We start from the raw sequence: 13,127 nt of genomic DNA, 5'->3' as shown, positions 1-13,127 counted from the left end.
GTAAAGGAGGGATTGCTGTGGCGGAAAAAGCAGTCATGACGAAGCAACAGGCCCTTGAAACGGCTTTGAGACAGATTGAGAAGGATTTTGGCAAAGGCTCTATTATGAAATTGGGAGAGGCCGCTGCCAAAATGCAGGTTGATGTAATTCCAACAGGAGCGTTATCCTTGGATGTCGCATTAGGTATTGGTGGACTTCCTCGCGGTAGAGTTGTTGAGATCTATGGCCCAGAATCATCTGGTAAAACAACAGTAGCGTTGCATGTCGTTGCTCAAGCCCAGAATGCAGGGGGAATGGCTGCATTTATTGACGCAGAACATGCTCTTGACCCGTTATATGCAAAAAAGTTAGGCGTAGATATTGATAATTTGCTGATTTCTCAACCAGACAATGGCGAACAAGCTCTCGAAATTGTTGAGGCATTAGTAAGTAGCAATGCCCTTGATATTGTTGTTATTGATTCGGTTGCCGCTCTTGTCCCTAAAGCGGAGATTGATGGAGAAATGGGCGATTCTCATGTTGGCTTACAAGCGCGCTTGATGTCACAAGCATTGCGTAAATTGACCGGTGTGATCAGTAAATCAAGAACCCTTGTCATCTTTATCAATCAATTGCGGGAAAAGGTTGGTGTGACATACGGTAGCCCGGAAGTAACGACTGGCGGCCGTGCGTTGAAGTTTTATGCATCTGTTCGTATTGATGTTCGCCGGGTGGAAACAATCAAACAAGGACTTGAATCTATCGGCAGCCGTACACGTGCCAAAGTGGTTAAGAATAAAATTGCCCCTCCCTTTAAGGTGGCGGAGTTTGATATCATGTACGGCCAGGGAATTTCTCGTGAAGGTATCCTGGTTGACCTGGGTACCAGTTTTGATATTATGGTGAAAAGCGGTTCGTGGTATTCCTATAACGGTGAGCGTTTGGGTCAAGGGAAGGAAAACGTCAAACAGACCTTGAAGGATCATCCGGAATTGGCGGCTGACATTGAAACCAAGATTCGTGAAAGTTTATTAACGGGAACCGTGAAAATACCAACGGAAATGGAAAGCGCTTCTATTAACGAACAAATGGGCGAGTAGAATTAGCTGTAGAGACTTCAATTCAACACTTTTAGCTATTGTGAGGAATCTCTAATGATGAGTTTAGGTTCGCCTATCCTTGGTAGGCGAACTTTTTATGTATCATTTTATATATCAGTTTTATAGAGATGGTCGTCAGAAAGTAGTATAATAGAATAAGTTTTCACGGTTAAATAAGAGGTGTCTACATGATTTGGCAACGAAATTTATGGGTATTGTGCATCGGCGTAGCTTTATCAGGATCCAGCTACACGATGGTCATTCCCTTTTTACCATTATATTTGCTTGAATTAGGAGTAAATCAAAATAATGTCACGGTTTGGTCAGGTATTATCTTTTCGTCGACATTTTTGGTTGCAGCTGTGCTTGCACCTTATTGGGGCAGAAAGGCAGACCAGATGGGCAAAAAGCGTATGCTTATTCGTGCCGGATTTTGCCTTGCAGTGGTTTATTTTTTAGGCTCATTGGCTAGAACTCCGTATGAACTGTTAGGTATGCGCATATTACAGGGCGTAGCCAATGGCTTTGTGCCTGCCTCTTTCGCTATTGTGTCATCCAGTGTTCCTGAACACAAAATGGGCACTAGTCTAGGATTTATGCAGACTGGTTTATTGTGTGGCGGTATTTTGGGTCCGCTTCTAGGAGGGACACTTTCTCATCTGTATGGAATGCGCCAATCTTTTGTGATTGCGGCGCTTATTATATTTCTAGCAACAGTAGCGGCATGGCTGCTGGTTGAAGAACCAAAATCCAGTGCAACAGCTAAGACAGGCAGCATCAGGGAAGATATTAAAGCTGCGCTGTCTAATCGTGCCCTTGTTAAATTACTTTTCCTGTTGCTGCTGGTTCAGATGACGACCATGGTATTGCAACCCTTAATTACTTTGTATATTGCTGAGTTACAGGGAAAGTTGGACGGTGCAGAATTACTGTCCGGTTTTATTTTCGGTTTAACCGGCGTTGCTGGAGCGCTAGCGGCGCCATTTTGGGGGAAAATCGGCCAAAAGCGAGGCTTTTACATTATTCTTATTACCACGCTTGCTGGTGCTGGTGTGATTAATTCACTACAGTTCTTTGTTGGCAATATAGTTCAATTTAGCCTTGTTCAATTTGTCTTTGGCTTATTTATCGCTGGTGTCATACCGGCTATTAATGCGATGGTAGTGGCTAATACCGACAGTGATTTTCGCGGACGAGCTTTTGGACTGACAACAAGTGCCAATCAACTCGGATCAATGCTTGGTCCGATTTTTGGCGGTATTATTAGCTCGCTTTCAGGGATCAAAGCCGTATTTGTCTTTACCGGTATCGTATTAGTTGGATCTGCCGTAGCTGTTTGGCGCAGTAAGGAAACAAAGAGTGAATCATGCTAGATCTAAAGGAATTATTCGTGAAGACTTGAAATCGCCTTTGAGTCTCCTTGACTACAACGTTACTATTGGGGAAAAGTAGCATGAGGATGTCAATAGGGGAATTTGCCAAGCCGTTTGAGAGATGGAGATTTCTTTAACGGCTTATTTAATTGGTGTCTTGTGCAGTCAATAAACCCAAAAATGTAAATAATGAACTGGCAAGGAGGAGGCTAACTTGCAGAGGTCTGGCTTCATACAATGAAAAATGGTATAATAACTTGGTATTGTGCGCTTCAACGCTAGATTAGGAGACTTCGCAAATTAATGAAAAATGTGTATGAGTCTGTCCAGGTATTCTTTGAAGAAGAACTAACTGAACCCTCGATTATTGCTCGCGAATGGATCGAGGGATTTTTGCGGCAGAAGGCATGGTCTGGATCAGCAGATAAAGAGCTTCGTGATATATGGAAACAATTGAAAGCTTTACAAATATATTTGTCATATACCCACTATCAATCTCTTGACGAATTAGTTGCTGAAGATTACGCAGATGCCATTCGTTGGCTAGATTTGAATGCCTCCGGCTTTAAGGCAAGCTTGAAATCTGTGCGGCATTTTCTTGCAGTACTTGATGAGTTCTATCAATACCTGCTTAGTCGCAAACTGATTCATGAAACCTTGGAATTACAGGTTGCAGCAGAACAGATTGCCGGAGGAAAACGGCTGAACTTGTCTATTAGCAGTACTGATGGGGAGGGTAATTCGAACTCGGATTCGGCGACTTCCAACGCGCAAATCCCATTATTGCCAGAGGTGGGTGGGGCCATCCCTGGAACGATGGAAAAGATCATGCTGAAGATGGGCAGCTATTTTCAACGTGAAGACTATGATGAAGAGTTTCATCGTGCGCTCTACCTATATGTTGGACCCCTGCAGGCAATACCACCGCTGGAAGAGGATAGCTTTTCCGACTTCTGGATCGGATTCTGGGATTACTTCTTATTTGATTATCATATGCGGCAAGATGATCTTTCTCCAGTGGAACACTATTTGCGAAGTAAGAACCGCATTTCTGGAGTAGAGAAAACGGTACTCCAGCATTTGAGCAAGGCGCGCTATATGGTCTTTTATATTCAGCGAATCATTGATGCAGAGTGGGTGGAGTGCGTCAACTTATTAACAGATGAAACGTTTCGTTTGCCTTACCCCGATTTTGATTATAAAATGATGAAACGGTTGTTGTTTTTCGGTCACGTATTCGACAATGGATCGTTTGCTACTAATTATATTGCCAGCCTTGAGGTCAGTGTCAATTTGCGACAGCGTGTCAAACAAGAAGTGTTGCGGTTGAAGGAGCTATTTGATATTCAGCAACCTGGCGCCTCCTGGTCGACTTTTCTTGCGCGCCATTGCTTGGCAGTTCGCCATACGATTACTTTGCTGACTACTTTTGCAAAATTGAATGTTACTATTGTCAATGATTCACTTCCGGTGCCGGCCCGCCCAGATGTTATCCGAGCGTCTGATCCACGTGTGACTGAACAGTTAAAACAGTTAATGCCGAAGTATGGTTTTTCCTCGCACGATTTGGTGTTGGCAGAGTCCCTGTGGCATGACTTTTGCCAAGTATCAGATGTTAAAATGAGAAAAAGCGGTGCTTGGACAGCTGCCGTTATATCCTGCTATGCGATGATGAATACCCCATTTTCCGTATCTGTTGATGATTTGGCAGATGAAGGAGGCGTTTCGGTTGCCAGTGTTTATACTAACCGGCGCCGGCTTTCCGAGGCACTGGGTCTTCGACAGCATGATCCGCGCTATCTCAGTGAAGAGGGGATTCTTTTACTGCTTTACTCCTCATAATACGTTTGGCTAGACAGGAGGCGTTATGATGCGGTGTGTCCATTGCGGTTTTACCCTGACAGATGAAGCTACTAGTTGTCCAAATTGTGGTAAACCTGTGTCGCCAGTTTCGGTTTTGTCTCCACAAGAACGTGAATCGTTTGACGGAGTCACGATTGACCAGGATGGGGGCGAACGGTCAGATAGAAATGATAGCCAACAGCAGCAACGTGTTTATTTCCGTCATGTTCATATGGGCGGTAATAATAAACTATCAGGTCTAATTACACTGCTGATTATCGGTCTAGTGATAGCGATCTTCCTGTTCTTCGCAGTACCGATGATTGTATTTTTGATGGTTGGTGCTGTTGTCATGTGGATTCTCAACCGACTGTTCTTCTGAGTAAATAAAGGACGACTGCAACTGGCAGCCGTCCTTTATTATATTTAAATCACTTGAAAGTTTAATTTTTTTGAGGCCAAAAAGCCAGATAACCGCGGGTGATATATTATCTTTAGTGGCGCACGCAGTGCGCATGGCGTTAGAGTTTCAAAAATCGTCCATTTCTCAGACAATCGCAACTGTTCTTCTTAAAATGTTCCGCGATCATTATAGGTCGGTGTTGTCTTACCCTTCAATACTTCTAGGCCATAATTAATCTGCGCTAAAAGCGCCTGTTTATCCGCAGGCAATGTTCCAGCAAGCGGCAACAGGTTGGATGCGTGGTTAGCACGGAAAATGCAAGGATGGGCTAGATCTAATCGGCTGACAAACTCTTTGATCTCCAGAACAAATTCGTAGGGAGACAAGGGCTGAAATTCTCCTCGATCTGCGGCATCTCTCAATGGTGTTCCCTCATGTAGCATCAGAGTGAGTGCGCTGAGCATGGTCGGATTAATCGCGTTAACGACGGCGGCGCTATTGATAGCATGCTGGCTAGAACGTTCTTTACCACCCAGACCGAGAATGACCATTGCCGATAGCTTGATACCCGCGCCGAGGACTCTTCTGCCAGCCTCCACCATGCCTGCGGCATCTGCACCTTTGCAAATGGAGGTAAGCACTGCATCATCGCCACTTTCTATACCCAGGTAGATTATCTGCAGTCCGGCCTCTTTTAAGGCTGACAGTTCTGCTGGGCTTTTGCGCAGAATATCGTTTGGTCCGCCATAACAGGTGATACGGCTGAGTTTAGGAAATGACTGCTTTAAATCAGCCATAATTTTCAACAGTAGGTCGTTTTTTAGACACAGGGCATTGCCATCTGCCAAAAATACGCGACGAAGTTGAGGCACAGCCTGAGCCGCATAATCAATTTGACGTTTTATTTCTGGATAACTCCGCATCCGAAAGGCGACATCGCGATACATGCCGCAAAAGGTACAGCGGTTATGGGCGCAGCCGATGGTTACGCGCAGGATAAAGCTGTTTGCCTCGCTGGGCGGACGGAAAACCATGCCTTCGGCAATGTCACAATACATAAAACCCTCCTGCCCGGCCTCTTCAAAGATCGGTTATATAAGATAATTATTGGTGGAGTAGTTTTTTCTTCATTTCCAAATAAACGAAGGTGAAATAGGGTTGATTTTGTGCTTCGCGATGGTCGAAGCCGTAAGCACGTCGGCTGACCGCTAATACAGGAGGCGCTTGGATGCGCTTTGCTACTGCCATGCCTGTGTACAAGCGCCACCAGCGTTCTAAGTCGTTGATGAAGTCCTTTGGCTCAGGGAATATACGGGCCATAAGACCGGGCTCACAGCCGATGTTTTTCTCGAGCGTTCCGTTTAGGTACCAGTTGAGAATATCTTCAGGTGTTGCGCGGTTCCAGTGCTCCATGAAGGCGCGAAATAGATAATCATGATAAGGATAAATAATCGGATCACCTTTGCCCTCATCGACGGCTTGGTTGGGAGAGAGTTCTGCGCTAGGCACTATCCGGAAGATGCCTTCAGGGATAATCTCTTGGTTAAAAACAGTTTCATTCAGATAGCGACCTAAACCATATACCTGATGCTTCCACAAATCAGCTAATGGGGCCAAGAAGCCGGACTGGTCGCCATAAAGCGTAGCATAGCCGACAGTCGATTCGCTTTTATTGGCGTTGCAAGTGAAGCCGCCGCCAAATGCTGCCGCTAGACTGGCCAATACCCGTGATGAGCGATCTCTGGCTTGCACATTCTCGAGCATGAAGGGAGATAAGGCTAATGCCAGCTTGTCACCGTTTTTGTTTGTCACAGCAATGTCAGATACTTGGCTGGTGGTAAGATCAACTGATTGCTGGATGGGAACCGTTCCATACCACGATCCTAGTCGAGTGGCTAAGTCTTGGGCCAAGGACTTGGTTGTTTGGGAATTATAGCGGCTCGGCAGATTGACTAGCAGTAATTTATCGGGTGGCAATATCGTGGAAAACAATGCTGCACTAACCGCTGAATCGATTCCACCTGATAATCCGATAACGACTTTTTCCATGCCAATGGCTTGTAAAAAGCCAGCAATACCAAAGCGTAAGGCTTTGTATATGCTATCAATTCCGCTATCATCGAGCATAGCGATCGGGCCATTGTTTTTATCATCCAGATTTACCACCGCAAGCTCGGCGGTAAATGCGGCTGATTGGGTAAAAATCTCGCCTTGAGAATTATATACGGTGCTGCAGCCATCAAAGCTATAGACTGTTTTACCGTTGTTTTGTAGGCCGACATTGTTTACATACAGTAGTGGAGCGGCGATTTGCTGGGCTTGATGGGAGAACACCCGGTGCCGCTTATTGTTTTTTCCTAAAGTGAATGGCGAACAGGAGATATTGATTAACAGATTCAACTGCCCTTTTTCAGCAATTAGCTGTACGGGATTGACTGAGTAGTCGTCAGACCAACCGTCCTCACATACTATGCAACCTAATATCAAGGTCTTATCGCTGATCTCTACTCGCACCGGCTGAAGCAGGTCTTTGATGGGAACGCCTAGTTCGATTGCCAATTTGCGAGTACAGTAAAAATGGCGTGTATCATCAAACTCGCGATAATTCGGCAATAGAGTTTTTATTCGGAATGGGTAGGGATAGTTATCTTCGCCCCAGAGTCTGCCTTGATAGGCAGTAAAGCAGGCATTATACTTGCGAACGCGGCCGTCATCGCCACGTTTAGTCCAATCAACTGCCACATTGCCGAATATAATACAAATGGTATCAGATGCGTTGATGATTTTATTGCCCCAGTATTCGCAATCACGCAGATACGCGTTTTGCTCCCAGGTGTCGCCAAGCATATAGCCGGGTATAGCCATTTCCGGAAAGATGATAATATCTACTTGTTGTGCTTTAGCTTGAGCGATCATGCAGAGCATTGTCTCGCAATTTAGGTCTGGACGGCCAGGTACGATTTCCATTTGTCCAAGGGCAATTTTCATCATACATTCTCCTCAGTGCATGCTTTCAATTCTCAACAAAAGGATTAGACTGACTCGCGTCGTACTATAAATGGTATAATTCTTGGTATTTCTCCGGTGTCCTGCTTATTCATGTTCATCTTGGGGGGGATCGCATGAGAATAAAATGCCTGGCGTATTTGTTGCTGCTATTACTGTGGCTGCCTGTTAACGTGCAGGCCTGTACCCTGTGGGCAGCGGCAGGGGACGCGGTCGAGGGCGGTGGAACGTTGCTGGTAAAGAATCGGGACTGGCCGCCTAATCACCAACAGCAACTTCGACTGGTTAATCCGAGTAAGGGGTATCGCTATTTCGGATTGTTTGCCACTGGCGCCGAGCCAGGTCTTAAAGCGGGAATTAATGAACAAGGGCTGACTGTAGTCAGCGCGACCGCCAGCAGTATTCCTTGGGTCGAGCGAAAGCAGATGATGAAAGGCAAAGCCGCTCTGCCGGAACTGCTGAAAAGCTGCGCCACAGTAGATGAAGCGTTGCTCAGAACCGACCTTTTTGTAAACGCCCATTTCCTGATGCTGGCAGATAAGAAGCAGGTAGCCTATGTGGAGATTGGCCCCGAAGGCAAGTATGCTACTCGCACAGAAACTCGCGGGAGACTTGCTCATACCAATCATTATGTCGAATCAGATATGCTGTGGGCGAACCGCAAAGTTGGCAGCAGCAGCCAGACCCGTTACGACCGAATTTCCTCGCTGCTTGATGAAGTTAAAGCTTTTTCGTTGGCAGATTTTATATCGTTTAGTCAAGATCAAGTCGCAGGACCGGATAATAGTATTTGGCGAACCGGTGGCAACCCAAAGGCAGCACGTACGCTTGCCACCTGGATAGTGTACTTGCCGGTAGAAGGCGATGCACTGGTCTATGTCCGGCTGGCTAACCCAGATGCAACTGAGTCTGTTAATCAGTATCGACTTACTGATATCTTTTCCGGCTTGACCGATATTTAAAATAATTAAGCCCCGGGCTATCCCGGGACTTAACTATTTTTCTACCTTGCTGCAGGGCCTGAGTTGGCGACTGCTGGCGGAATTCCGGAAAACTTCGCAAAGTTCTTGTGGAACATGGTGGCTAATTTCTCTGCGGCAGCTTGATACGCATTTGGATCAGACCAGGTAGTTTGCGGATTCAGGATCGCATCAGGTACACCTGGACATTTCGTTGGCATGGCCAACTTAAAGACCGGATGGGTAATATAGTCGACCGTATCCAAGTGGCCATCCATGGCTGCGGCTACCATGTGGCGGGTATGCTGGATGCTAACACGTTTGCCGACTCCATGTGCGCCGCCTTGCCAGCCTGTATTGATTAAAAATACGCGGGTGTTATGCTGGGCAATTTTCTCTTTTAACAAATCAGCGTATACCATGGGGTGGAGTGGTAGGAACGGGGAGCCAAAGCAAGCCGAAAAGGTTGCCTGTGGTTCAGTAATGCCACGCTCGGTACCCGCTAATTTGCTGGTATATCCAGAGAGGAAATAATACATTGCTTGTTCAGGGGTGAGCTTAGCGATTGGCGGCAAAACGCCAAAAGCATCGGCTGTTAAAAAGATAACTGTACTGGGGTGAGAACCGATGCCAGGATAGATACTATTAGGGATGAAGGACACTGGGTAAGCAGCACGGGTATTCTCGGTGAGTGCTTCACTTTCATAATCAACCTGGCGGGTTTGTTGATCAATAACGACATTTTCGAGAATGCTGCCAAACTTAATGGCGTCCCAAATTTGCGGCTCATTCTCGCGTTTGAGATTGATACATTTGGCATAACAGCCACCCTCGATATTGAATATGCCAGAATCATTCCAGCCATGTTCATCGTCGCCAATTAAGAACCGGTCGGGATCGGCAGACAGGGTCGTCTTGCCTGTGCCGGAAAGACCAAAGAAGAGTGATACCTCACCGTTAGTGCCTCGATTGGCCGAACAGTGCATCGATAAAGTGCGTTGTTTTGGCAACAGATAGTTCATAACCGAGAAAATCGATTTTTTCATTTCACCGGCATAGTGGGTACCACCGATGAGGACTAGTTTTTTTGCAAAATTAATAATAATAAATGCTTCTGAGCGGGTTCCGTCTGAGGCAGGATCTGCGGCGCAGCCTGGCGCGGCCAGGATGGTGAAGCCGGGTTCACGGTCAGCAGCCCAACCCGTGTCATAAGGCCGGATAAATAACTGTTGGACGAAAATGTTTTGCCAAGCGAATTCATTAATAACTCGTACAGGCATTGAATAATTAGAGTCTGCGCCAGCATAGCCATTAAAAATAAAAAGGTCTTTGTCTTGTAAGTAGCTAACTACTTTGTGATATAGCCGGTCAAATGTTTCGGGAGACATTTTCTGATTATTGTCCCACCAGATCTCTTGTGCGATGTCGGCTTGTTCAACTACATATTTGTCATTAGGAGAGCGGCCTGTGTACTTTCCGGTGGAGCAGCGAAGGGCTCCTGTTTCGGTCAGCATTCCCTCTTCGCGGATAATGGCTAGTTCAACTAATTTCGCTACCGGAGTATTAACGTACGTTTTACCGACATGGTTGGCCTGGAGGTCTTGCCAAACGCCAAATGCCATAATACCCCTCCTTTTCTTTGTCAGTTAAATTTTCACAGAATCCCCAATAAGAGGATCTGTCTGACAACATTTAACTATATTATAGTATGATCATTGCTATCCTACAAGTGATATTTGATAATTAAATTGATTAATAAGCAGGTACGTGGATACATAAATCGAATATAGTGTATATCCATTAAGTCAACAAAAGTTGATGGGAGCGGATAGTATGGAAGAAGTACAAGGGCGATCAGGATCGGAGAAAAGCTACCGGGCAATTGCCGAGTATTTGCGGCAGGCGATCGAGAACGATCATTATCGTTGTGGTGATCGGTTGCCGAGCGAAAAGGAACTTAGTGCCCTGTTCAATGTCAGTCGTTCTTCGGTCAGGGAAGCGTTGACCGCCTTAGAATATGTTGGTTTGATCGAGGTCCGCGGCGGCAGCGGCTATTATGTTGCAGGCAATAAAACAGTCGCTTTAGATGAGTTTATTAAACAGTGTCACGCTAAGGTGATTCTTTGCGCTGAAGCGGGGTGGGGCATTAAGACGCTAAAGTCATTGTTGCTGCGAGGCATGGATGGTGTAGCCCTGCCGTTTGAGGAGATGGACTCGAGCGGTTGGTCGCGTCAAATCCGAGCAGTTTGGCAAGCGGCGCATGATGCCGCTGTTTTAGCACCAATTCTTGCTGAAGTATCTATTGCTGATCCGGCGCTGGTGGAAAGAATGCAACTGATCGCAGCCGCTAAAATTGACGGCGTAGTGATTGCTGGCGTGCGATCGCTTGATGATGTGCTTGCAGTCAGACAGACTCTTGATACAGAGGGCAGCCAGATGCAAGTTTTCGCTTTATGCAACGATGCAGCACGCGAGAGCGTCGAAACCATCATTCGTGTATCTGACGGAGTAATACTAGATGCTGAGGCATGGGAACATGCGCAAACAACTTTGCCTGAGGTCATTAGTCGTTGCTGTCTTAGTGGCAAGCAAGTATATTTGGCGATAAGACTGGAAGAAACGGCTCAATATGGATCAAGCCCGGGTAGTGACGCAATTTCCCGGGCGGTATTGCTGGGGTGTGATGGGGTCTATGTTCGAACCGGCGGTGCTGCCCAGAAATATCCCGTCGACGCGCTAAACATGTTGCGAGACGCTGCCTCGACTGCGCAAGAGAAGTTAATCAGCCGCAGCGAACTGCGGGGTGGGCGGATGCTCGCCAGTCCGGTTGCTAATGCGCTTTGCGCTTCGGCAGCGCAAGCGGCTGCAGCGATGAAGGCGGTCGCATTTGTTGTGCCAACTGAGACAGGTCTGACGCCGCGTCTGCTCGCCAAGTATCATCAAGGGCCTCCGATACTGGCAGTAACACAAAATCCACAGGTCGCCCGCCGGCTTCGTCTTGTCTGGGGAGTTCAGCCACTACTGTCACGGCGCACGATGCGACAGGAAAGCGTAATGCAGCTTTCTGTTGACACTTGTTTGCAGGCAGGATATTTGCATGATGGTGACTCGGTTGTCGGCGTCATTGGCAATATGGATGTACAGGATTCCCGTCATTCGATTCAACTGATCACTGTTGGTGATGTTATCTTAAAAGGACAAGGTGTGGGCGAAGGAATTGTCAGCGGCCGCGTGACTCTGATTCGTTCAAGTCTTGATCTGACGAAAAACGTAACCAATAAAATCCTCGTTGTTTCAGGTACTGATGCAGAACATGTACCGCTGCTGCAAGAGGCAGCTGGGGTGATTGTGGAGGAAGGCGGATTTTCCTCGCATGCAGCGATTAGTTGTTTGTCATTAGGAAAACCGGCAATTATCGGGGCTTCAGAGGCAACACAATTGTTGCTGGAAGATGAACAGATAACTATGGATATTATGAGAGGCCTGATCTTTCGGGGCTGGGTCAATCTTGGTTAAGGAGAAAAAGTATATGCAGCAAAATACAGATATACGGATTGGCTATTTAGGTCCGGCTGGCACTTATAGTGAAGAAGCCGCGCTACTCTTTTCACAGCAGATAATCGGTGCAAGTGTTAGGCCGTTCTCTGATATTCATGCTGTGATTCGAGCGGTGGCAGAAGGTCAAGTAGAGCGCGGAGTCGTTCCCTTGGAAAATTCGCTAGAGGGCTCTGTTAATATTACGCTGGACACACTAGCTCACGATGTGGAGTTATTTATTGTTCGTGAAATCATTCTTCCCATCCGTCATTCATTATTTGCTAAGGATAGCTTAGCTACGGTTAAAACCATTGCCTCTCACTCACAAGCCTTAGCACAATGTCGCCGCTATCTGGCGCAGCATTATCCCAATGCTGCGATTAGGGCTGTCGAGAGTACAGCCGCTGCGGCGGAGATGGTGGCAAATGGACTCATCGATGCGGCGATCGCTAGCACTCGGGCCGGACAATTATTCGGCCTGCGTCTTCTAGAACAGGAGATTCAAGACACATATTGCAATCAGACCCGCTTTGTCGCTCTTAGCCGGCAACCGGAGACAGCTGGTGCGACGAAAATGTCACTCGTATGTCGTATCCGTGGCGATAAACCGGGAACACTGTATGATATGCTTTCTGAATTTGCTAAGCGCGGTGTTAATCTTACTCGTATTGAATCACGCCCGGCACGTACGGGTCTTGGCGAGTATATCTTTTTTATTGATCTTGATGGAACCATGAGTCAGCCGCCAGTAGCTGAGGCGCTGCGCATGGTAGCTGCCAACAGTCTCTGGCTAAAGAATCTCGGCATGTATGCCACTAATCAGCCGACACGGTGAGTTTGCTTCAATGCCTGGGTGCAGTTTGTCAAATTTTGTTTAAACGGCTGGTTATAGTTAGCAGGATTTTTGGTCAATATATGGAATGAACAT

Annotated in this window: 10 protein-coding genes; 7 read left to right on the top strand and 3 right to left on the bottom strand. The window is 46.7% G+C overall.

What is annotated here, in order from left to right:
• Window positions 1–35 precede the first annotated feature (35 nt).
• The 4 genes from recA (at window position 36) to AXX12_RS15060 (ending at window position 4,676) form a co-directional block, all read left to right on the top strand.
• Window positions 36–1,079, top strand: coding sequence for a recombinase RecA (gene recA, locus AXX12_RS15075; protein ID WP_066245198.1), 1,044 nt, complete (start codon window positions 36–38; stop codon window positions 1,077–1,079).
• A 188-nt stretch (window positions 1,080–1,267) separates the two neighbouring features.
• On the top strand, window positions 1,268–2,452 hold the full coding sequence (locus AXX12_RS15070) for an MFS transporter (protein ID WP_066244542.1): 1,185 nt from the start codon (window positions 1,268–1,270) through the stop codon (window positions 2,450–2,452).
• A gap of 303 nt (window positions 2,453–2,755) precedes the next feature.
• Window positions 2,756–4,294, top strand: a complete 1,539-nt coding sequence (locus tag AXX12_RS15065) for a hypothetical protein (RefSeq protein WP_066244539.1) — start codon at window positions 2,756–2,758, stop codon at window positions 4,292–4,294.
• 25 nt (window positions 4,295–4,319) lie between these two features.
• Window positions 4,320–4,676, top strand: a complete 357-nt coding sequence (locus AXX12_RS15060) for a zinc-ribbon domain-containing protein (RefSeq protein WP_074431380.1) — start codon at window positions 4,320–4,322, stop codon at window positions 4,674–4,676.
• 188 nt (window positions 4,677–4,864) lie between these two features.
• Here AXX12_RS15060 and AXX12_RS15055 read toward each other — a convergent pair whose 3' ends face one another.
• A complete protein-coding gene (locus tag AXX12_RS15055) occupies window positions 4,865–5,755 on the bottom strand; it encodes a radical SAM protein (RefSeq protein ID WP_066244533.1) in 891 nt (296 codons plus the stop codon).
• Between the two features lie 46 nt (window positions 5,756–5,801).
• Window positions 5,802–7,688, bottom strand: coding sequence for an NAD(+) synthase (gene nadE, locus AXX12_RS15050; RefSeq protein WP_066244530.1), 1,887 nt, complete (start codon window positions 7,686–7,688; stop codon window positions 5,802–5,804).
• Between the two features lie 131 nt (window positions 7,689–7,819).
• Between nadE and AXX12_RS15045 the strand changes: the two genes are divergently transcribed.
• Window positions 7,820–8,665, top strand: coding sequence for a C45 family autoproteolytic acyltransferase/hydolase (locus AXX12_RS15045; RefSeq protein WP_066244527.1), 846 nt, complete (start codon window positions 7,820–7,822; stop codon window positions 8,663–8,665).
• Window positions 8,666–8,706: 41 nt separating this feature from the next.
• Here the strand turns inward: AXX12_RS15045 and pckA are convergent, their stop codons facing one another.
• Window positions 8,707–10,284, bottom strand: a complete 1,578-nt coding sequence (gene pckA, locus AXX12_RS15040) for a phosphoenolpyruvate carboxykinase (ATP) (protein ID WP_066244524.1) — start codon at window positions 10,282–10,284, stop codon at window positions 8,707–8,709.
• A gap of 211 nt (window positions 10,285–10,495) precedes the next feature.
• On the opposite strand from pckA, the gene AXX12_RS15035 reads away from it, so the two are divergent.
• Both AXX12_RS15035 and pheA read left to right on the top strand, forming a co-directional pair.
• Window positions 10,496–12,178 (top strand): pyruvate kinase, encoded by a 1,683-nt coding sequence (locus AXX12_RS15035; protein ID WP_066244521.1) that lies wholly within the window; start codon window positions 10,496–10,498, stop codon window positions 12,176–12,178.
• Between the two features lie 13 nt (window positions 12,179–12,191).
• Window positions 12,192–13,034, top strand: coding sequence for a prephenate dehydratase (gene pheA, locus AXX12_RS15030; protein ID WP_066244518.1), 843 nt, complete (start codon window positions 12,192–12,194; stop codon window positions 13,032–13,034).
• Window positions 13,035–13,127: the final 93 nt, after the last annotated feature.

The organism is Anaerosporomusa subterranea, assembly GCF_001611555.1.
In the GTDB taxonomy this organism is placed as follows: domain Bacteria; phylum Bacillota; class Negativicutes; order Sporomusales; family Acetonemataceae; genus Anaerosporomusa; species Anaerosporomusa subterranea.
The sequence above is the reverse complement of the archived record's forward strand: the minus strand, read 5'-3'. Positions and strand labels throughout refer to the sequence as shown.

Excerpts from the sequence above, each read along its gene's own strand:
- AXX12_RS15055 (WP_066244533.1), bottom strand. The coding sequence starts at position 5,755 with ATGTATTGTGACATTGCCGAAGGCATGGTTTTCCGTCCGCCCAGCGAG.
- recA (WP_066245198.1), top strand. The coding sequence starts at position 36 with ATGACGAAGCAACAGGCCCTTGAAACGGCTTTGAGACAGATTGAGAAG.
- AXX12_RS15035 (WP_066244521.1), top strand. The coding sequence starts at position 10,496 with ATGGAAGAAGTACAAGGGCGATCAGGATCGGAGAAAAGCTACCGGGCA.
- pheA (WP_066244518.1), top strand. The coding sequence starts at position 12,192 with ATGCAGCAAAATACAGATATACGGATTGGCTATTTAGGTCCGGCTGGC.
- AXX12_RS15070 (WP_066244542.1), top strand. The coding sequence starts at position 1,268 with ATGATTTGGCAACGAAATTTATGGGTATTGTGCATCGGCGTAGCTTTA.
- nadE (WP_066244530.1), bottom strand. The coding sequence starts at position 7,688 with ATGATGAAAATTGCCCTTGGACAAATGGAAATCGTACCTGGCCGTCCA.
- pckA (WP_066244524.1), bottom strand. The coding sequence starts at position 10,284 with ATGGCATTTGGCGTTTGGCAAGACCTCCAGGCCAACCATGTCGGTAAA.
- AXX12_RS15060 (WP_074431380.1), top strand. The coding sequence starts at position 4,320 with ATGATGCGGTGTGTCCATTGCGGTTTTACCCTGACAGATGAAGCTACT.
- AXX12_RS15065 (WP_066244539.1), top strand. The coding sequence starts at position 2,756 with ATGAAAAATGTGTATGAGTCTGTCCAGGTATTCTTTGAAGAAGAACTA.
- AXX12_RS15045 (WP_066244527.1), top strand. The coding sequence starts at position 7,820 with ATGAGAATAAAATGCCTGGCGTATTTGTTGCTGCTATTACTGTGGCTG.